Origin of the sequence: Coprococcus sp. AM100_B19A, from assembly GCF_027662015.1 — a bacterium.
GTDB lineage: Bacteria > Bacillota > Clostridia > Lachnospirales > Lachnospiraceae > Allocoprococcus > Allocoprococcus comes.
This window is the reverse complement of record NZ_JAQDKN010000005.1, coordinates 135,731-155,727: the sequence shown is the minus strand read 5'-3', so window position 1 is coordinate 155,727 and position 19,997 is coordinate 135,731. Positions and strand designations below refer to the sequence as shown.

At 43.4% G+C, this 19,997-nt stretch carries 17 protein-coding genes; 4 read left to right on the top strand and 13 right to left on the bottom strand.

Annotated elements, in window-relative coordinates; all coding sequences use genetic code 11:
- Position 1: 1 nt before the first annotated feature.
- The 6 genes from hisA to PGQ33_RS06870 form a co-directional block, all read right to left on the bottom strand.
- Positions 2-775 carry a phosphoribosylformimino-5-aminoimidazole carboxamide ribotide isomerase gene (gene hisA / locus PGQ33_RS06895; RefSeq protein ID WP_117824292.1) on the bottom strand — a complete coding sequence of 258 codons (774 nt, stop codon included), beginning with the start codon at positions 773-775 and terminating at the stop codon, positions 2-4.
- 125 nt (positions 776-900) lie between these two features.
- Positions 901-1,173: a hypothetical protein gene (locus PGQ33_RS06890; protein ID WP_117556957.1), complete on the bottom strand. Its 273-nt coding sequence runs from the start codon at positions 1,171-1,173 to the stop codon at positions 901-903.
- A gap of 162 nt (positions 1,174-1,335) precedes the next feature.
- The gene (locus PGQ33_RS06885; protein ID WP_117824291.1) at positions 1,336-3,288 is read right to left on the bottom strand and encodes a fructose-1,6-bisphosphatase; all 1,953 of its coding nucleotides are present in this window, start codon (positions 3,286-3,288) and stop codon (positions 1,336-1,338) included.
- A gap of 34 nt (positions 3,289-3,322) precedes the next feature.
- On the bottom strand, positions 3,323-4,081 hold the full coding sequence (dapB, locus tag PGQ33_RS06880; RefSeq protein WP_117835640.1) for a 4-hydroxy-tetrahydrodipicolinate reductase: 759 nt from the start codon (positions 4,079-4,081) through the stop codon (positions 3,323-3,325).
- 119 nt (positions 4,082-4,200) lie between these two features.
- Entirely contained in the window at positions 4,201-5,091 is an 891-nt protein-coding gene (dapA, locus tag PGQ33_RS06875; RefSeq protein ID WP_008374488.1) for a 4-hydroxy-tetrahydrodipicolinate synthase, read from the bottom strand.
- Between the two features lie 56 nt (positions 5,092-5,147).
- Positions 5,148-5,792, bottom strand: coding sequence for a single-stranded DNA-binding protein (locus PGQ33_RS06870; protein WP_008374486.1), 645 nt, complete (start codon positions 5,790-5,792; stop codon positions 5,148-5,150).
- Between the two features lie 218 nt (positions 5,793-6,010).
- Here PGQ33_RS06870 and typA point away from each other — a divergent pair, with 218 nt between their 5' ends.
- The 3 genes from typA (at position 6,011) to hpf (ending at position 9,272) form a co-directional block, all read left to right on the top strand.
- A complete protein-coding gene (typA, locus tag PGQ33_RS06865) occupies positions 6,011-7,837 on the top strand; it encodes a translational GTPase TypA (protein WP_117556949.1) in 1,827 nt (608 codons plus the stop codon).
- A 78-nt stretch (positions 7,838-7,915) separates the two neighbouring features.
- On the top strand, positions 7,916-8,527 hold the full coding sequence (locus tag PGQ33_RS06860; protein WP_008374483.1) for a transporter: 612 nt from the start codon (positions 7,916-7,918) through the stop codon (positions 8,525-8,527).
- 208 nt (positions 8,528-8,735) lie between these two features.
- Complete coding sequence (hpf, locus tag PGQ33_RS06855; RefSeq protein WP_022220288.1) at positions 8,736-9,272, top strand: ribosome hibernation-promoting factor, HPF/YfiA family; 537 nt, start codon at positions 8,736-8,738, stop codon at positions 9,270-9,272.
- Between the two features lie 114 nt (positions 9,273-9,386).
- On the opposite strand, the gene PGQ33_RS06850 is transcribed toward hpf, so the two are convergent.
- Positions 9,387-10,043, bottom strand: a complete 657-nt coding sequence (locus PGQ33_RS06850; protein ID WP_270205509.1) for a YigZ family protein — start codon at positions 10,041-10,043, stop codon at positions 9,387-9,389.
- A 216-nt stretch (positions 10,044-10,259) separates the two neighbouring features.
- On the opposite strand from PGQ33_RS06850, the gene PGQ33_RS06845 reads away from it, so the two are divergent.
- The gene (locus tag PGQ33_RS06845; RefSeq protein ID WP_270205508.1) at positions 10,260-12,917 is read left to right on the top strand and encodes a transglycosylase domain-containing protein; all 2,658 of its coding nucleotides are present in this window, start codon (positions 10,260-10,262) and stop codon (positions 12,915-12,917) included.
- A gap of 85 nt (positions 12,918-13,002) precedes the next feature.
- Here the strand turns inward: PGQ33_RS06845 and PGQ33_RS06840 are convergent, their stop codons facing one another.
- The 6 genes from PGQ33_RS06840 to uvrC form a co-directional block, all read right to left on the bottom strand.
- Positions 13,003-14,160 carry an amidohydrolase family protein gene (locus PGQ33_RS06840; RefSeq protein ID WP_270205507.1) on the bottom strand — a complete coding sequence of 386 codons (1,158 nt, stop codon included), beginning with the start codon at positions 14,158-14,160 and terminating at the stop codon, positions 13,003-13,005.
- Positions 14,160-15,230: an amidohydrolase family protein gene (locus PGQ33_RS06835; RefSeq protein WP_270205506.1), complete on the bottom strand. Its 1,071-nt coding sequence runs from the start codon at positions 15,228-15,230 to the stop codon at positions 14,160-14,162. The genes PGQ33_RS06840 and PGQ33_RS06835 overlap by 1 nt, the downstream gene beginning before the upstream one ends.
- 19 nt (positions 15,231-15,249) lie before the next feature.
- Positions 15,250-15,912 (bottom strand): GntR family transcriptional regulator, encoded by a 663-nt coding sequence (locus tag PGQ33_RS06830; protein WP_195250794.1) that lies wholly within the window; start codon positions 15,910-15,912, stop codon positions 15,250-15,252.
- A 196-nt stretch (positions 15,913-16,108) separates the two neighbouring features.
- Positions 16,109-17,047, bottom strand: a complete 939-nt coding sequence (locus PGQ33_RS06825; RefSeq protein ID WP_008374456.1) for an ROK family glucokinase — start codon at positions 17,045-17,047, stop codon at positions 16,109-16,111.
- A 14-nt stretch (positions 17,048-17,061) separates the two neighbouring features.
- Entirely contained in the window at positions 17,062-17,985 is a 924-nt protein-coding gene (gene hprK, locus PGQ33_RS06820) for an HPr(Ser) kinase/phosphatase (RefSeq protein ID WP_008374454.1), read from the bottom strand.
- A 14-nt stretch (positions 17,986-17,999) separates the two neighbouring features.
- The gene (gene uvrC / locus PGQ33_RS06815; RefSeq protein ID WP_270205547.1) at positions 18,000-19,895 is read right to left on the bottom strand and encodes an excinuclease ABC subunit UvrC; all 1,896 of its coding nucleotides are present in this window, start codon (positions 19,893-19,895) and stop codon (positions 18,000-18,002) included.
- Between the last annotated feature and the right edge of the window lie 102 nt (positions 19,896-19,997).

The following is a 19,997-nucleotide window of genomic DNA, read 5'->3' as shown; positions in this document are numbered from 1 at the left end:
TTTATTTCACCGGTTCTGTCAGCTCGGCATACGGAATCTTACCGCCAAAAAGATCCAGTGCACTGCCGATCGTATAGTCCAGCTTTTCCCCGCTGATCCGTGCAAACTCCCGCAGATCCTCCATGCTTCCAATTCCACCGGCATAGGTGATCGGAAGTCCGTCCCACGCCGCAAGCATCCTGACCAGATCTTCCTCTGTACCAGATGCTTTTCCTTCTACATCAACCCCGTGAACCAGAAATTCATCACACCATCCGGACAGCTCTTCCAGGACCTCCGGTATCAGTCTGAGCTCAGTAAATGTCTGCCATCTGTTGGTTACAATATAATAACTGTTCTCGCGCCTCCGGCAGCTGAGATCCAGTACCAGATGCTCTTTCCCTACTGCCTTTTTCAGCCGGTCCAGCCGGTCATACCGCACCTGTCCATTCTGAAATACATAGGATGTAACGATCACATGACTTGCCCCTTCCTCCAGATACTCTGCAGCATTTTCTGCAGTAATTCCTCCGCCGATCTGCATTCCGCCCGGATAGGCATGTAGTGCTTTCAGTGCCTGTGCCTTTGTCGCATCATAGTATTCCGATGCCGGTGGATTCAGCAAAATAATGTGTCCTCCGGTAAGTCCATCTTTCTTATACATTGTCGCATAATAATCTGCATCCTGTCTGGATATGTAATTTTCTACCGCTGCATTTCCCGCATCTTTCAGGCTACCACCCACAATCTGCTTGACTGCACCGTTATGAATATCTATACATGGTCGAAATTTCATGAAGTCCTCCGCTTTTTCTGTTGATCTCGTCTTTGCATACCGTCATATTGTATCACACCCACGGACATTTTACTACCTTTTGTCTGTAAAAAGGCAAGACTTTTCCGCAAAGTCTTGCCTTTTCCCTATTCCTGACCATCTATTGTATGATTATCATTTACATTCCGGTCCTCTGTCCTGTTTCTGGTCATATCATCGACTCCGTCTTTCACATCATCTACTGCATCCTCAACGCCATCTCCGATATCGTTTGTGACATCATTTACCGTTCCATTCTGATTCGTCCCACCGGTATTCGTATCCGGATTTGCAGCGTTATCACCATTTCCACACGCCGTAATTCCTCCCATCAGCATCACACAGGTAAAAACCAGAACCATTCTTCTTAGATATTGCATGTTGTAATTCTCCTTTTTCTGTAAAATACTTGTACTATTACTATCCGCAGAAAAAGGATTTTTATACTTATTTTTAATTTTTTTCGTAACTGTTCAGAGCCAACCTCCAAAATGCTACGCATTTTACACCTATTTTATGAAATTTTGCTTGGCTCTGAACAGTTACATTTTTTCGATGATCTGACCACTTCTGTAAGCGTCCAGCAATGCCTCCAGATCCGCGATCCGTTCCTTCAGTACTTTTCCAACATCAGTATCTCCTACCGTCTTGCGTTCGAGTGTCCGTTTTACGATCACACTGTCCGAATGGATATCTCTTTCTTTTTCAATAGCTGCCTCCGTCGATTCAAACGGATCATGCGCCGCAAGGATCAGTCCATAGGAATTATAGATCAGCGTGTATCCTGCAATTCCGGTTTCTTTCTGGTACGCTTTTGAAAATCCGCCATCAATAACAAGCACTTTTCCACCACATTTGACCGGATTCTCTCCATTTTTCGTTTTCACCGGAACATGTCCGTTGATGATATGGGAAATTTCTCTGTCCAGGCCAAATTCATCCAGAATTCCGTTCATCACATTTTCATCTTCAAGAAGAAGATAATACGCATTCTTTTTCTCTTTCCACAGCTCCTTTTCTGCAAGGAAATAACGCTCAAAGGTCGCCATTTTATCTTTGCCGAAAAGAGGAGAATTCGCACCCTGCCAGATATACCACATCAGGTCACGCCCTTTTTTCTTTTCATCCGGATCTACCGCAAAAAATCCTTTTCTCACATAGGACTCCATCACATCATAAAGTGTCCTTCCCTGATAGCTTTTACCGTATATCTTTACCTTTCTGAGTGATCCGTCATCATTCAGTGGAACACAGCCGTGATACAGCAGATTGGAATTATAAATCTTGTAAAGACTTCCTTTGTTCAAAAGAAAACGCATATGCCTCTGCAATTTTTCACAGCTCTGGAACGCTTTCACCAGGCGGTTCATGATCTCTTCTTCTTCAGCTGAAAGCTGATATGGATTCTTCGGATCTATGGTCGGAAAATAATCATCCAGAAGCTGATAGATTTTTCCTCCTATCGTTATAGTCCCTTCCTCGTAGTTGATCTTATCCAGAAAGTTTCTTCTCTGGAAACCAAATTCCGGATAAAGCTCTGCTGCCTGTCCTTCTACTTTGAACTGGATAACAGAAATTGCCTTGTGCATTTTCATATTCAGTTCCAGCTCCTGTGGTTTGCAGTTGTCCTGCCCTTTTAATAAAAAGCATTCACAGGGATCTTTTGCATACTGTTTCCATGCGAAAGTTGCAAGTGGAAGCAGATTGATCCCATATCCATCCTCCAGAATATCCAGATTCCCATAGCGGGCACAGATACGGATTACATTCGCAATACAGCATTTCTGCCCCGCTGCCGCTCCCATCCACAGGATATCATGATTCCCCCACTGGATGTCCACCGAATGATACTCCATCAGCTTGTCCATAATCAGATGCGGTCCCGGACCTCTGTCGTAAATATCACCGACAATATGCAGGTGATCCACAACCAGACGCTGGATCAGTTCACACAAGGCTACAATAAATTCCTCCGCTCTTCCGATCTGGATAATTGTACTGATGATCGAATTATAATATGATTCCTTATCTGTCATTCCTGACTTTTCTGTGATCAGTTCCTCGATCACATATGCAAAATCCTTCGGGAGTGCTTTTCTGACCTTCGATCTGGTATATTTGCTCGCCGAACGTTTTGCTACCTCGATCAGACGGTACAGCATGATCTTGTACCAGTCATCCATATTCTGTTCTTCTTCCCGGATCCGCTCCATCTTCTCCCGCGGATAGTAGATCAAGGTTGCCAGTGTCTGCTTGTCCCGGCTGCTCATTGTGTTTGCAAATACATCATCGACCTTGCGCTTTACCGAACCCGATCCGTTCTTCAGCACATGTGCAAACGCTTCATATTCTCCGTGAATATCCGTCAGAAAATGTTCCGTTCCTTTTGGAAGATTCACGATTGCCTGTAAGTTAATAATTTCTGTGGACGCAGCTGCGATTGATGGAAATAATTCCGACAGCCCTTCCAGATATTTCTCCTCTAATGCTTTCATAACTTCCTCCCTCTTGTATAAAAGCTTTTTCTGCTTACAGTCCGATCACATCACTCATATCGTACATTCCTGCCGGTTTTCCAGCCAGGAATTTGGCAGCTTCAACTGCACCTTTTCCAAAAATTGCTTTTGAATATGCAGTGTGGTGGAATTCGATCACTTCATCTGCCCCCGCAAAGATGACGTCATGCTGTCCAACGATCGTACCTCCACGTACTGCAACGATCCCGATTTCGTTTTTCTCACGTTTTTTTCGTTCATGGCTGCGGTCATAATTGTATACATACTGGTCAGCCATCGCTTCATTAATCGAATCTGCAAGTGCGATCGCTGTTCCACTTGGAGCATCAATTTTCTGATTATGATGTTTTTCTACAATTTCAATATCAAAGCCTGCCGGAGCAAGAACCTTTGCTGCATCCTTTAAAAGCTTCATCAAAAGATTGACTCCCAGTGACATGTTTGCAGAACGGAGAACCGCAACTTTTTCTCCTGCTTCTTTCACCTTTGCAAGCTGTTCCTCAGAAAGTCCTGTTGTGCAAAGAACAACCGGAAGAGTTTTCTCCACACATACATCCAGAAGCTCATCAACTGCTGCTGCGTTTGAGAAATCAATCACAACATCTGCCTGCACATCACACTCTGCAAGGCTTGTAAATACCGGGTACGGATTCTCGATTCCGGTGAATTTATCAATACCTGCCACGATCTCGATCACATCATCCTCCTTTACAAGTCCCGAGATCACCTGTCCCATTTTTCCGTTACATCCATGCATAATTGCCTTAACCATTTTGTATTCCTCCTTGTTATCTCCATTTTCTTGTGTATCTTTTCACAAATTCCTGTATAGCACAAAAGGAACTGATGGATACTCCAGTCAGTCCCTTTTCTCTATAATCTGACCCTTTATTATGCCAGTTTAATTCCAAATGCTTCCAGTTCTTTTGCAAGCTGTGCTGTATGTGCTTCTGTCATCTCTGTCAAAGGCATACGCAGAGGACCTGCCTGCCATCCCATCAGATTTAAAGCCTTTTTAACCGGAATCGGATTCACTTCACAGAATAACTTCTCGATCAGCGGAATCGCATCCAGCTGCATCTTACAGCTTCCCTTGACATCTCCTTCAAAGAACTTTGCACAGATGTCATGTGTATACTGCGGAGCCACGTTCGCAAGAACTGAGATGACACCCTTTCCTCCAACAGAAAGGAGCGGTACGATCTGGTCATCATTGCCTGAATACAGATCGATCTTGCCATCTGTCAGCTGCATGATCTTTGAAATCTGGGAAATATTGCCTGATGCTTCTTTTACCGCAACAATATTCTCTATATTTTTATGTAAAGCTGCAACTGTCTCCGGAGCAATATTCACACCGGTACGGCTCGCCACACTGTAAAGGATGATTGGTGCTTTTGCTTCTTTTGCAACAGCGGTATAATGTGCGATCAGTCCGTCCTGTGTACATTTGTTATAATATGGTGTTACAAGCAGCAGTCCGTCTGCACCGTCTTCTACTGCCTCTTTTGACATCTGGATCGTTGTGTAGGTACTGTTGGAACCGGTACCTGCGATCACCGGGATTCTTCCCTTGACACGCTCGATTGCAAATTTGATGCATTCCATGTGCTCTTCTTCTGATAAAGTAGAGGATTCACCTGTTGTTCCGCAGATGATAATACTGTCGGTCCCATGTGTACAATGGTAGTCCAGCATTTCATCCAGTTTGTCATAATTTATACTCTCGTCCTCATGAAACGGCGTTACAAGTGCCACTCCTGATCCTGTAAATATAGCCATAATATTCCTCCTGACATGTTGCTTTATGATACTAAACGATCAAATTCAGTTTAGCATTAAATGCAGGCACTGTCAATCAGAGTCTTTTCCAGTTTACTGACCGAAACTTCATAAGCAACCCTCTTTTCCGTCTCGGTATCTGAAATCCGTTTTACATATTCCCTGCTCTGGATCCTTCCCAGAAGCTGTACATGCTCTCCCACTTCAAAACCGGAGGCATATCTTGCATTTCTCCCCCAGCAGATACATGGAATGTAATCAGATTTTCCATATGGGCGGTTAACCGCAAGCAAAAGATCTGCGATCTCCCTTCCAAGCGGTGTCTTCCGGTAGATCGGTTCCTTGCAGATATAGCCATCCAGCCAAATACTGTTGGTCTTTGTCCCGTCAGGTTCTTCTTCCATAAAGGAAATCTCCCGTACAAATACGGATAATACCAGACGGTTTTTCTGCTCTTCATGCCGATTGTAAGAGCGGAACTGTCCGTGCACCATAATATACTCTCCGGTATAATCCTGTGTCACGTCGATCAGCCTCTCTGAGATCATCAGCGGAATACGGTCTTCTGAATTGCTCAGTCTTTTCACTTCTACCTCTACCATATAAAAGCCTTCTCCGAAGACCTCATGGCTGAATGAAAATTCAGTTGCTACCTTTCCCATGATCGTTACCTGGTTATTTTCAATAATCTTATCTGACATAATAATGTAAATCTCCTTCCTCTTCGCAGGCGTATTTTACCGCGTTCTTACTCTTGATCACTATCTAATCTATGAAGCTTTTCCAGTTTTTAGAACAAAAAGTAAACTCTTTTTTTGCAGAAAGTCAAATTTTTTTCTTTCTACTTGTAAATTTTTCAAAATGTGATAAACTATACGGGTTGTAACTTTAAATAGGTAATAAGAAGGGTTTTGAGAATATGAAGACAAAACGTGAAGACATTAGAAATATCGCTATCATCGCCCATGTTGACCATGGTAAAACAACATTAGTAGATGAACTTTTAAAACAGAGCGGTGTTTTCCGTGAAAATCAGGAAGTAGCCGAACGAGTAATGGATTCCAACGATATCGAACGTGAACGTGGAATTACCATTCTTTCCAAAAATACTGCAGTTGTTTATAAAAATACAAAGATCAATATCATTGACACTCCTGGACATGCCGATTTCGGTGGAGAAGTAGAACGTGTCCTTAAGATGGTCAATGGAGTGGTTCTTCTGGTTGACGCTTTTGAAGGTGCCATGCCTCAGACCAAATTCGTTTTGAAAAAAGCTCTTGCACTGAAGCTCCCGGTTATCGTATGTATCAACAAGATCGACCGTCCGGAAGCACGTCCGGATGAAGTTATCGATGAAGTTCTTGAACTTCTCATCGATCTGGGCGCATCTGACGAACAGCTTGACTGCCCGTTCCTTTTTGCTTCTGCAAGAGACGGATATGCAACTTACAATATCGACGATGAACCGAAAGACATGGTTCCTCTGTTTGAGACCATCCTGGATTACATCCCGGCTCCGGAAGGAGATCCTGATGCAGGTACACAGATGCTGATCAGCACCATCGATTACAATGAATACGTTGGCCGTATCGGTGTTGGAAAAGTCGATAACGGAACGATTTCTGTCAACCAGGATGTAGTTGTTGTAAACCATCATGATCCGGACAAACAGAAAAAAGTAAAGATCAGCAAATTATATGAATTTGACGGTCTGAATAAAGTAGAAGTAAAAGAAGCAGGCATCGGTTCTATCGTTGCAATCTCCGGTATTGCAGATATTTCCATCGGTGATACGATCTGTTCGCCGGACAATCCGGTTCCGATCGAATTCCAGAAGATTTCCGAGCCTACGATCGCAATGCAGTTCGTTGTCAACGACAGTCCGTTTGCAGGACAGGAGGGTAAATTCGTCACTTCCCGTCACCTCCGTGACCGTCTATTCCGTGAACTGAATACAGACGTCAGCCTTCGTGTTGAAGAGACAGACAACACAGACAGCTTCAAGGTATCCGGACGTGGAGAGCTTCATCTTTCCGTCCTCGTTGAAAACATGCGTCGTGAAGGTTATGAATTCGCAGTCAGCAAAGCCGAAGTTCTTTACAAAAAAGACGAAAACGGCAAGCAGCTCGAGCCAATGGAAACCGTATACATTGATGTACCGGATGAATTTACAGGTACAGTTATCGATAAATTAAGCCAGAGAAAAGGCGAACTCCGCAACATGGGAATGTCTAATGGCGGATACACCCGTCTTGAATTCTCCATCCCGTCAAGAGGTCTGATCGGTTATCGTGGAGAATTCCTGACCGATACAAAAGGTAACGGTATCATGAACACAGCCTTTGACTGCTACGCTCCGTATAAAGGAGATATCCAGTACAGAAGCCAGGGATCCCTGATCGCCTTCGAGACAGGTGAAGCTGTAGCTTACGGTCTGTTCAACGCACAGGATCGTGGAACACTCTTCATCGGACCTGGTGAAAAGGTTTACTCCGGTATGGTAATCGGTCAGAATGCGAAGACAGATGATATCGAACTGAATGTATGTAAGACCAAACACCTTACCAATACCCGTTCTTCAAGTGCTGATGAAGCCTTAAAGCTTACTCCGCCGAGAATCCTCAGTCTGGAAGAAGCACTTGATTTCATCGATACCGATGAACTTCTGGAAGTCACACCGAAGAGCCTGCGTATCCGTAAAAAGATTCTGGATCCGAAACTCCGTAAGAGAAGCAATTTCCAGTAAAAAACTATAGATTTTTCTTTACACTTCCCCCTTGTATCCGTTACAATCTTTGTATACAACGAACAAGGGGGATTTTTTATGAAAAAATACTTAAACGCAGCACTCCATAAGCTGACCGTACTTCTGGAATTTATCATTTCATTCGTTCTGGCTGCCGGAATCATCATTCTGCTTGTCCAGCTGATCCTGTCCATGCCAAATGTTCCGGATCTGAATATTTATCCAAATTACGAAGACCTGGTAGAAACCTGTTTCAATCTGATCATTGGTGTCGAGCTGATCCGTATGCTTTATCAGCACAAGCCTTCCACTGTGTTTGAGGTGCTGTTATTTGCCATCGCCAGACAGGTGATCATGGCACATAATAATCCGGTATCCAGCCTGATCGGTGTGATCTCCATCGCACTTTTATTTGCAACCAGAAAGTTCCTTTTTATTGAATTTGATGAATCTGAAAAAATCATTTTCCGTGCTACTACAAAAGCACGGATTGTAAACAGCATCCTGCACGTCCATATTCCATATGAAGATGAACAAACCTTATATGACGTGATCACTAAAAGATTTGAACAGGAAAAAACGGAAATTGGTGTTGGTGCAAGTACATTCTTCGATAATTTTGGTCTGCGCGTTGCCAAAATGCATAATGGCAAGATCAGTCGTATCGAAGTAATCCGCTCCATACATTGACAGAATTTTCTGATAATTCAGTTTTCTTTACAGAATTTTAATAATTTTTTTGCATTTACCATTGCATCTCTCCCCTATGATAGAGTATAATGTAGCTATAGCCGGAAGGATATAAAAACTATCTATACATCCTGCCGGTCAAGCTCTTATAGATGCACTTATCTCCGTACATACTATGAGAAATATGAGAAAAAAGGAGTTGAGCTGTATGAATTTTATCATTAGCGGAAGAAACATTGACATCACACCTGGTCTCAGACAGGCTGTAGAACAGAAATTAGGAAAACTGGAAAAGTATTTTACTCCTGAAACTGACATTATCGTTACACTCAGTGTAGAAAAAGAACGTCAGAAAATCGAAGTTACGATCCCTGTAAAAGGAAACATTATCCGTTCCGAGCAGGAAAGCAGCGATATGTATGTATCCATTGATCTCGTAGAAGAAATTATCGAGCGTCAGCTCAGAAAGTATAAAACCAAACTGATTGCAAAACAGCAGGGCGGACATGATTTCCGTCAGGAATTTATTGAATCCGATACTTCGGCAGCAGAGTCAGACGAGATTGAGATCGTCCGTACCAAACGTTTCGGCATCAAACCAATGTTCCCGGAGGATGCCTGCATTCAGATGGAACTTCTCGGACATAACTTCTACGTATTCAGCAATGCTGAGACAGACGAAGTCAATGTTGTATATAAGAGAAAGAATGGAACCTACGGTCTGATCGAACCGGAATTCCAGTAAACCAATAAGCTCATACAGAGAACTTGCTATCTGCAGTTCCTCCTGTATACTAAGACATTAAAACCCCTATACAGAACGGATTCTCCGTTCTGTATAGGGGTTCTTTTTCCTGTTCTATTCCTCAAAAACCAAGATTTCTTTTCCATCCTCCGCAAAATAGCAGCTGTCTCCTCTTTCGATCACACCCTGTCCATTTGTTCCCTCTGTAATCTCGGAAACCACACATTGCTCCTGATCATAAGGCAGAATCACTTTCATCAGCACTTTATCCGTATACTGTGTATCCTGCACACTGATCTGCCGTTGTCCGAGGATATACTGGATCTTCCCAAGTCCGGTATAATCCGTTCCAATCTCATACCGGTAACCCAGGCGCTTTGTGATCACAGTACTTGCCTGAAGACCTTCCTTTACTGCTCCCTGATAAGCCCGCACCAGACCACCTGTTCCCAGAAGCGTCCCGCCAAAATACCTGGTCACAACAACCGCCGTATCGTGAAGACCTTCCCCTGTAAGCACATCCAGCATCGGTTTTCCTGCTGTACCTGCAGGCTCCCCGTCATCACTACATCTCAGAGTTGGATTTGTTACACCGATCACATAAGCAAAACAGTTATGTCTTGCGTCCCAGTATTTTTTCTTCACTTCTTCTATAAATGCCAGTACTTCTTCTTCTGAGTGTACCGGTCTTACCGTTGCGATAAAACGGGATTTCTTTTCAACAATTTCCCCTTCTCCTCCCCGGTATACTGTTTTGTATTCTTCCTGCATGTCTGCGTTTTTCCCTTCATTTTCCTTATATTTTCACTATTCCCAGTATACAAATCTATTTCTTCAGATGCAAGAAAATTACAAAAATGTTACAATTTCCCTATATTTCCGAAATTTTTCTTAATTTTGTAAAATGGAACATTGAAGTTTTCAAGTTTTCCTTTATTTAAATTATCAAGTTTGATATAATATTGCAATATGAAGGAGGAAGCATTCATGAATTATGGAAAGCGAAAAGCTTCTAAAAAACAAAAACGCATAACATCGAAAAAGAATATGCACAAAAAGAAACTGGGCGTTCGCCTTTTTAAAGGTTTTCTATTATGTATCTTTGTCTGCTGTATCCTCGCAGCGATCGGAGGTGGCTTTATCATCAGGCATGTGATTGATAATGCACCTGAGATTACAGCTGACAGCATCAAACCACAGGGTTATACGTCCACCGCACTTGCAGATGACGGCACGACAACAATAGCCGAATTCACCGGTGCAGGTGCCAACCGTGTATATAAGACGATTGATCAGATCCCGGAGGATCTGCAGCATGCATTCGTCGCAATCGAAGACTCCCGTTTTTACAAGCATAACGGTATTGATATCCAAGGTATTATCCGTGCTTTTGTTGTTGGTATCACTCATGGTGGCAACTTCTCTGAAGGAGCCAGTACCATTACCCAGCAGCTGATCAAGAACAATGTCTTTCCTGACTTTGTAAATGAAAACACTTTTGAAGAAAAGCTGGAACGTAAGATCCAGGAACAGTATCTCGCAATTCAGGTTGAAAAGCAGCTTGATAAAGATTCAATCCTTGAAAGCTACCTGAACACGATCAACCTTGGTCAGGACTGTCTGGGAGTACAGTCAGCCGCACAGAGATATTTTAATAAGGATGTCAATGAACTTAACCTTTCCGAATCTGCAACCATCGCTGCAATCACACAGAATCCGGGAAGATACAATCCGATCACCAATCCGGAAGACAACGCAACCCGCCGCAAAAAAGTTCTGGATAATATGCTCGATCAGGGCTGGATCGACCAGGCTGCCCATGATGAAGCACTGGCAGATGACGTATATTCCAGAATTCAGAACGTAAATACACGGATCGAAGAGACCAACACCGTCAACTCTTATTTTGTTGATGCCCTGTCTGAGCAGCTGATCGAAGATCTCACCTCAGAAGACGGACTTGGATATTCCCAGACACAGGCAGAGAACGCACTGTACAGCGGTGGTCTCACCATTTATTCAACTCAGAATCTTACGATGCAGAACATCTGTGATGAAGAATTGAATGATGACAACAATTATCCGGTCAATATTGACTGGGGTGTTGATTATGCCCTCACAGTCTATCATACTGATGGCTCGGTAGATAACTACAGTGCCGGACACCTGAAACAATTCGGGGCAGATCAGTACGGTGATGATGAAGGACTTCTCTTCGGATCACAGGAAGCTGCACAGGAAAGAATTGACGCATTCCGTAACAGTCTTCTCCAGGATGGCGAGACCTATGATGAGTACGTCAACCTCTCTCCACAGCCGCAGACTTCACTAACCATCATCGATCAGAAAACAGGGCAGATCAAAGCTCTTGTCGGTGGCCGTGGACAAAAGACAACCAACCGTGGACTGAACCGCGCATACAAGGGTTCTACCCGTAACGCAGGTTCTACATTCAAGATTCTTGCCGTATACGCTCCGGCATTGGACAGCGCAGATCTTACACTTGCTACCACCGAAGTTGATGAAGAATACTACTATCAGCACGACCTTGAACATCATCAGGTTCATAACTGGTGGGGCGATTACTATAAAGGTACCGTAACATACCGTCAGGCGATCGAACAGTCCATGAACATCATTGCGGTAAAGACATTGAATAAGATTGGTATCAATCTTGGTTTTGAATACTGCGAGAAATTTGGGCTTTCCACACTTACCGAAGACGATGCTGTAGAGTCTCTTGCTCTTGGTGGTATTTCCCATGGTGTTTACAACTATGAACTGACAGCAGCCTATGCATCCATTGCAAACGGCGGTGTATATAACAAACCATCCCTGTACACAAAGGTATTGGATCATGATGGTAATGTCCTGATCGACAACTCCAATCCGGAAAGCCACACTGTGATCAAAGATACAACTGCAGCACTTCTTACCAACGCCATGCAGGATGTTGTCACAAAGGGTACTGCAACCGATGCACAGCTCAATAATATGCCTGCATCCGGTAAATCCGGTACAACCTCCGACAACCGTGACTTCTGGTTCGAAGGATTTACACCGTATTATACCTGTGGTATCTGGATGGGTTACGATGGTAACCAGGAAATGTCTGAAGGAAGCTGGAACTATCATTTCAAGATCTGGGCTAAGATCATGAACCGGATCGATGAAGCTTTGGGACTTACCTACAAAGACTTCGAGATGCCAAGTTCTCTCGTTCAGAAGAGCGTATGTACAATTTCCGGTAAACTTGCCGGTTCCGGCTGTCCGTCACAGACCGAATGGTTTGATCCGGATACTGTCCCGACCGAGACATGTTCCGGACATGCAAGCAAGTCAACTACCACAAACAGTACAAAAAATTCGAATGACAAATCCGATTCTAATAGTACAACGGGTGGAAACTCCTCCGGTAACTCTACCGGCACTAATGGGGATACTACCGGTGGTACCGGCGGTGATTCCGGCAATACCGGCGGCGGCACTGATTCCGGTAATAATAGTGGCAATTCTGGTAATACCGGTGGCAATTCTGGTAATACCGGTGGCGATTCTGGTAATACCGGTGGCGATTCCGGTAATACCGGTGGCGGCACTGATTCCGGCAATACCGGCGGCTCAGATTCTGGCAATGGACAGTAAGAATCTATCATCTAATTAGAATAAAGAGAGATCAGTGAATATTTGAAATTCACTGATCTCTCTTTTTTATCTATCAATCTGGTTTCTATTTCTGATATACGATCTTACCTTCAATCATCGTATAGTATACCATTGCATCGGTATCAAGTCCGAGTTTTCCTTTCATTACAATAATATCTGCATCTTTTCCTTCTTCCAGGCTTCCCAGACGGTCTTCTACGCCCAGCACTTTTGCAGCATTGATCGTAACCGTTCTTACTGCTCTCTCCTGTGCAAGTCCTTCACGCACTGCTTCTCCCACATGATGATACAGAGATTCTTCACTCAGAATCGGTGAATCAGTGATCATCGCCACATTCACTCCTCTGTCATCTAGCATTTTTACAGCTTCCACATCGATTTTTCTACGTTCTCCAGGACTACGGTAAGTTGCAATCGGTCCGTAACATACATCGCATCCGCTTTCCACGATTTCATCCAGATAATCGGTTGCTCCCCATGCATGTTCTAATGAGAAGTGTACGTTGTATTTTTTCGCAATCTCAATTGCTGTGAGCATATCATACTGTGTACAGTGGATCTTACATGGAATTTCTCCTTTTAAAGCCAGGCAAAGAGCTTCCATATCCGGATCATACTCCACTTCTTTATTCTGTTCTTTGTCTTCCATGTATTTCTTTGCTTTTGCAAAGGTATCATCCAGAACCTTAGCGATTCCCATTCTTGTCATCGGAAGTCTTCTCTGATCTCCGTATGTATTTTTCGGATTACCGCCAAGAGCAATCTTTACAGCACATGGAAATTTGATTGTCATATCAAACACATTGTTTCCATAAGTTTTAAGTGCAAACGGAAGTCCGCAAAATACATTTCCGCTTCCCGGAGTCAGAAGCATGGTTGTGATTCCGTGCTCATAAGCTACTTTAAATTCTCTTGCATTTGGATTTGTTCCAAAACGTGCATCAACAGAAAGAGTAACCGGATTTGTCATCTCATTGGCATCGTCTACACACGGATCCACATTGAAATCAAATAATCCGATGTGAGAATGTGCATCGATAAGTCCCGGAAGAACATAATATCCTTCTGCCTCAATGAGCTTATCTCCATCCTCTAAGCAGTCTTCACTGATATGTTCTGCTACTTCTTTGATCTTTGTTCCTTCGACGAGAATATCACCCTGAAAGATGCCCTTATCCTCTGTCATTGTATACAAAATACCATTTTTGATTAATGTCTGCATTACGATAATACCACCTTTCCATTTATCATACAAAACTGTACGTGTGCCGCATAAGATTTTACAGGATGATCACTGTAAATTGTGATGTCCGCGTCTTTTCCAACTTCGATACTTCCGATCTGATCTGCAACACCAAGCATCTCGGCTGGCTGGATCGTCATCATTTTTACTACATCCTCAGCATCGATTCCTGCACGATATACTTCGATTGCACTCCAGATGAATACTTCTCTACCTTCAGAAGCACCTTTGCATGTGTTTGTAAATGCGATGCGGTTTCCGTTTTCTACCAGTTCTTTTAATCTGGAAAGGTCGATTACATGTTTTGAAATCTGTGACAGGTTGCTGAAATTACCAAAGATAATTCCAACTTTTTTTTCTTTCAGTTCTTCGATCGCATCGCCGAATTCAAATCCGTCTACGATTGTAAGCTGGATATCTTCATCTTTCAGAAGCTCCATAAGACACTGAATCTCACCTGCAGTTTCTGCTGCGATGACAAATGGCATCTGATATTTCTTCAAAAGGTCATCTTTTCTGATTGCTTCTTTGAGCAAATGGAAAATTCCCATTCTTGTTTTCGGCATCTGGTTACTTGCACCATATACATCCTTAACGGTTGAGCATACGCTTCCCTTCATTGCTGCGTGCTCTTTTACAATACGGTTTGCCATATGATCCGGAGCTGTCTTACACACTGTAATCTGTCCTCCGATCACATTGCTGTGATCCGGTGAAAATCCAACAGATGTAATTCCTGATTTGTAGAATTCCTGTGCATTCACTTCATCTGGATCGATGGCATACTTCACGCTCAGATCCGGATTGATTACATTTGTAGTTTCTGCATTATCTCTGTAACGAGTCGGAATCCCCATAGCTCCGATAGAAGAATGTGGATCGATGAAACCCGGGAAAACCTGTTTTCCGGTTGCATCAATCACTTCTGCATCTTCTTCACAAAGATTCTTTCCAATCTTTCTAATCTTCGTTCCTTCAACTAAAATATCATGTTCTTCAAGCACTTTCCCCGTCCCTGTATGAACGGTTCCGTTTTTAATTAAATACATATTCTTTCTCTCCATACCTTCAGTTCTTTTCTCCTTTTTTCTTTTGATTTTCGTACAGAACATGCGGGACAACCATGTAGTGGAATTCTATCTCTTTACAGATATCTTCGACTGTCCCTTTATGAAACAGATCCAAAATTCTCTGATGATTGATGTGGACCACATCAAATGGTACCAGAGTTTTTGTATCCATCGTATAATATGCCGCCGTATTCCCTCCTTCCAGTATTTTCCAGATTCTATGAAGTTTTTCACTGTGTGCGGTCTTCACAATACATTCATGGAACTGTTCATCGAATTCTATAACTTCATACAGATTTTTCTGATTGGCCGCTTTCTCCATGGAAAGAACAAGCTTCTGCATCTCTTCATCCTGTTCTTTGCTGATCTCTCCCCCGCACATCTGCACTGCCAGTTTCTCAAGCGTAGACTGGATCAGGTATGTTTCCTGCATCTCTTCATAAGTCATCGTCTTTACTACGCAGCCTTTCTGTGCTTCATATACAACCAGCCCTTCTTCTTCAATCTGCCTAAGAGCTTCTCTTAAGGGACCTCTGCTGACTTTCAGCTCTTCTGCTACTTTTGCCTCTATAATTCGTTCTCCCGGTTTGATCTCTCCTGATAAAATCTTGTGTCTTAAAATTTCAACTACTTGCTCTCTTAATGTTTTACGTATTATCATTTCGTCTTCCTCTTCATAATTCTTTAGAGTTCATAGGCTTATTTAATAATATTACTATGATAAGTCTACATCATTTTGTGCAGAATGTCAAATGTAAACATTTTACATTCTGCATTTTCTTCTGTAAAAAGCAAAAATCTTGCAAGAATGTTAAATATTTCTCACAAGATTTTTGTTTTTTTATAATATCTTTCACTTATTTCAGTACCAGTTTTGCTGCTCCGCAGATTCCTGCATCATTTGCAAGTTCTGCGAGTGCAAATTCTGTATCTTTGTCTGCAAAGAATGCCATTTCTTTAAATGGACCTTTGATGTAATCCAGCAGAACCTCTCCGGCTTTTGATACCCCTCCGCCGATTACGATAACCGCCGGATCACAGGCAGCTGCAAGGTTCGCCAGCGCATGTCCCAGATACTTTCCAAATTCAGTTGCGATTTCGATTGCAACTTCGTCTCCGGCTTTCACTGCATCAAACACTTCTTTCGCAGACATCTCTGCTACATTTCTGAGGGTACTTGGTTTCTCATCTTTTGCAAGACGCATATTGGCAAGTCTTGTGATTCCTGTTGCTGAAGCATACTGTTCCAGACAGCCTTTCTTTCCACATCCACAGGTTTCTGTCTCCTGGTAGTTTACACACAGATGACCGATCTCTCCGCCAGCACCGTGTGCCCCTACAAGGCACTTTCCATCCACGATGATTCCACCGCCAACACCGGTTCCAAGGGTAACCATAATAACATTCTTGTGGCCTTTTCCGCCACCTTTCCACATCTCACCAAGCGCAGCTACATTTGCATCATTCCCCGGAATCACTTTCATTCCGTCAAGAAGCTCTTCCAGTTCACGTGTCACTTCTTTGTATCCCCATCCGAGATTTGCTGTATTCTGAACAATTCCATCCTCGGTTACCGGTGCCGGAAGCCCCATTCCAAGTCCGATGATCTGTTCCTTCACCAGTTTCTTTTCTGCCATCTTTGCTTTCACTGCCTGCGCAATATCCGGGAGTATTGCTTCTCCCTGGTTCTCCGTACGTGTCTTGATCTCCCATTTGTCAAGAAGCTCTCCGTCTTCCTGAAAAAGTCCCATCTTTACTGTCGTTCCGCCTATATCGATACCAAAACAATATTTCATCTGTCTCCTGCTCCTTACATATTCTTTTTTAGATTTTCCTGTACCCGGCGGTACAGCTCCTGAGCTGCGTTATAGCCCATTTGTTTCTGTCTGTGGTTGACTGCCGCTGATTCTACGATAATGGCAACATTACGTCCCGGGCGGATTGGAATACTGTGGCATACAACCTTATTACCAAGAAATTCTGTATACTCCTCAGTAAGTCCAAGCCTGTCGTATTCGCGATCCTTGTTCCAGTCCTCAAGCGTAATGACGAGATCAATATTTTGTGTCTCTCTTACACTCTGCACACCAAACAGCGTCTTTACGTCAATGATGCCAATTCCGCGAAGTTCAATAAAATGGCGGGTAATATCCGGTGCTGTACCAACAAGAGTATCATCACTGACCTTCCGGATCTCCACCACGTCATCTGTTACCAGACGATGGCCTCGCTTGATCAGCTCCAGTGCCGCCTCACTTTTACCGATACCGCTGTCTCCCATGATCAGAACACCGACTCCATAACAATCCACCAGTACCCCGTGAATTGAAATACACGGTGCCAGTTCCACTTTCATCCAGCGGATCAGTTCTGCAGAAAAGGAAGAAGTCTGTTTATCCGTAATAAATACCGGAATATTGTTCTTCACTGCTTTCTCCAGAAATTCCGGATCCGGCTGCAGATTTCTGCAGAAAATAAAGCATGGAATCCCATACTCAAGCAGTGTATCATATATTTTCATCTTATGCTCATATTCCAGTGTCTGCAGATAAGTGTACTCTACATATCCGATAAGCTGAATCCGTTCGCAATCAAAATGATCAAAAAATCCGGCGAGCTGAAGTGCCGGACGGTTAATATCCGGAATTTTTACTTCCCGCTGTGTCATATCGACATCCGGAGTAAGATTTCTAAGTTCCATCTTCTCTACGATTTTTGTTAATGTAACTCCCATAGTCCTGTCTCCTTTTATTGTTCTTCCATCAGAGTAGCTTCTGTACCTTCCTTTTCGCTTCCTCTGAAAAAATTATACACGTTTTTTGCCGATTTTTCATCCATTGATGGAATTTTTTTCAAATCTTCCACCTCTGCATTCTTAATCTCATCCAGGCTGGCAAATGTCCGCATCAGTGCTTTCCTTCTCGCAGGTCCGATTCCCGGAATATCATCCAGGATCGAATGCACTTGTCCCTGACTACGCAGTTTCCGGTGAAATTCTATAGCAAATCTGTGTGCCTCATCCTGCACTCTTGTGATCAGCCGAAACCCTTCGGAATTGCGGTCGATCGGAATCTCAATATTCTGATAGTAGAGTCCTCTCGTCCGATGGTGGTCATCTTTGACCATACCGCATACCGGAATGGATAAATGAAGTTCATCCAGTACTTCCAGTGCTATATTAACCTGTCCTTTTCCACCATCCATCATGATCAGATCCGGAAAAACATTAAAACTTCCCAGCTCTTTCCCGCTTTTCTGTTCCTCCAGACCATGCCGGAACCTTCTGGTGAGGACCTCACGCATACTTGCATAATCATCCGCCCCCTGCACACCCTTGATGTGGAACTTACGATAATCGTTTCGTTTCGGTTTGCCCCTCTCATAAACGATCATCGACCCTACCGAGGCAAATCCATTGGTATTGGAAATATCATACGCCTCCATACGCACCAGGTTATTAAGGTCAAGCAACTTTTCTATTTCTTTTACTGCACCGATCGTTCTTCCTTCTTCACGCTTGATACGCTCCTTATCTTTTTCCAGTACCATCTTTGCATTTTTCGCCGCAAGCTCAACAAGCTTTTCTTTTTCCCCTTTTTTCGGGATACGGAAATGAACCTTATGCCCACGTTTTTCTCCAAGCCATGCTTCCAGGATCTCCCGCTCTTCCGGTTCCACCGGAAGCATCAGTTCGCCCGGAATATATGGCGTTCCGGCATAAAACTGCTTGATAAAGCTGGAGAGGATCTCTGCATTTTCATCTCCCTGGGCAATCCGCAGATAAAAATGATCTCTGCCGATCAAACGACCATTGCGGATAAAGAATACCTGTACCACCGCATCCTCATGCTCTCTTGCAAGAGCCACAATATCCCGGTCCTCGCCCCCTGTATCGGTAATCTTCTGCTTCTGTGCAATCTGCTTCACGCTGTGCAGAAGCTCCCGGTATTCAATTGCTTTCTCAAATTCCAGATCATCCGATGCCTCCTGCATCTTTTTCTCCAGATCCTTTAAGATTTTATCATAATTTCCTCCCAGGAATTTGAGTACTTCATCAACCGACTCTCTGTATTTTTCCTGCGAAATATACCCCTGACACGGTGCATCGCACTGCTTGATATGATGATAGAGACAGCATCTTTCTTTCCCGATATCGCGCGGAAGGATGCGGTTACAGCTACGCAGACGGTAAAGCTTCCGGATCAGTTCGATCGTATCTTTTACCGCCGTCACACTGGTATAAGGGCCGAAATACTTTGACTTGTCCTTCTTCATCTGCCTTGCCATCATAATCCTTGGATATGCTTCGCCGGTTGTCACTTTGATAAATGGATAACTCTTATCATCCATCAGCATCGTATTGTACTTTGGCCGGTGTTCCTTGATCAAATTGCATTCCAGAACCAGTGCTTCCAGTTCCGAATCCGTCACGATATACTCAAACCGGGTGATATGCGTCACCATCTGGTCAATCTTGGCTCCCCGGTTCCTGCTCGGCTGAAAATACTGTCTGACACGGTTCTTCAGGCTGATCGCCTTTCCAACATAAATGATCTCGTCCTTTTCCCCATGCATCAGATAGACTCCCGGTTTCCCAGGAAGTTTTTTAAGTTCGTCTTCAATAATAAATGTCTGATTTTCCATAGTCACATTATACCTTGCTTCCTGCAGACAATACAAGTCATTCTTTCAAAAGAATCTACAGAAAAAAAAGAGGCTTCAGAACCTATTGTTCTGAAACCTCTG

What these genes read in the sequence shown, in the direction of transcription:
- hisA (WP_117824292.1), bottom strand. Translation starts at nt 775, where the DNA reads ATGAAATTTCGACCATGTATAGATATTCATAACGGTGCAGTCAAGCAG.
- PGQ33_RS06890 (WP_117556957.1), bottom strand. Translation starts at nt 1,173, where the DNA reads ATGCAATATCTAAGAAGAATGGTTCTGGTTTTTACCTGTGTGATGCTG.
- PGQ33_RS06885 (WP_117824291.1), bottom strand. Translation starts at nt 3,288, where the DNA reads ATGAAAGCATTAGAGGAGAAATATCTGGAAGGGCTGTCGGAATTATTT.
- dapB (WP_117835640.1), bottom strand. Translation starts at nt 4,081, where the DNA reads ATGGTTAAGGCAATTATGCATGGATGTAACGGAAAAATGGGACAGGTG.
- dapA (WP_008374488.1), bottom strand. Translation starts at nt 5,091, where the DNA reads ATGGCTATATTTACAGGATCAGGAGTGGCACTTGTAACGCCGTTTCAT.
- PGQ33_RS06870 (WP_008374486.1), bottom strand. Translation starts at nt 5,792, where the DNA reads ATGTCAGATAAGATTATTGAAAATAACCAGGTAACGATCATGGGAAAG.
- typA (WP_117556949.1), top strand. Translation starts at nt 6,011, where the DNA reads ATGAAGACAAAACGTGAAGACATTAGAAATATCGCTATCATCGCCCAT.
- PGQ33_RS06860 (WP_008374483.1), top strand. Translation starts at nt 7,916, where the DNA reads ATGAAAAAATACTTAAACGCAGCACTCCATAAGCTGACCGTACTTCTG.
- hpf (WP_022220288.1), top strand. Translation starts at nt 8,736, where the DNA reads ATGAATTTTATCATTAGCGGAAGAAACATTGACATCACACCTGGTCTC.
- PGQ33_RS06850 (WP_270205509.1), bottom strand. Translation starts at nt 10,043, where the DNA reads ATGCAGGAAGAATACAAAACAGTATACCGGGGAGGAGAAGGGGAAATT.
- PGQ33_RS06845 (WP_270205508.1), top strand. Translation starts at nt 10,260, where the DNA reads ATGAATTATGGAAAGCGAAAAGCTTCTAAAAAACAAAAACGCATAACA.
- PGQ33_RS06840 (WP_270205507.1), bottom strand. Translation starts at nt 14,160, where the DNA reads ATGCAGACATTAATCAAAAATGGTATTTTGTATACAATGACAGAGGAT.
- PGQ33_RS06835 (WP_270205506.1), bottom strand. Translation starts at nt 15,230, where the DNA reads ATGTATTTAATTAAAAACGGAACCGTTCATACAGGGACGGGGAAAGTG.
- PGQ33_RS06830 (WP_195250794.1), bottom strand. Translation starts at nt 15,912, where the DNA reads ATGATAATACGTAAAACATTAAGAGAGCAAGTAGTTGAAATTTTAAGA.
- PGQ33_RS06825 (WP_008374456.1), bottom strand. Translation starts at nt 17,047, where the DNA reads ATGAAATATTGTTTTGGTATCGATATAGGCGGAACGACAGTAAAGATG.
- hprK (WP_008374454.1), bottom strand. Translation starts at nt 17,985, where the DNA reads ATGGGAGTTACATTAACAAAAATCGTAGAGAAGATGGAACTTAGAAAT.
- uvrC (WP_270205547.1), bottom strand. Translation starts at nt 19,895, where the DNA reads ATGGAAAATCAGACATTTATTATTGAAGACGAACTTAAAAAACTTCCT.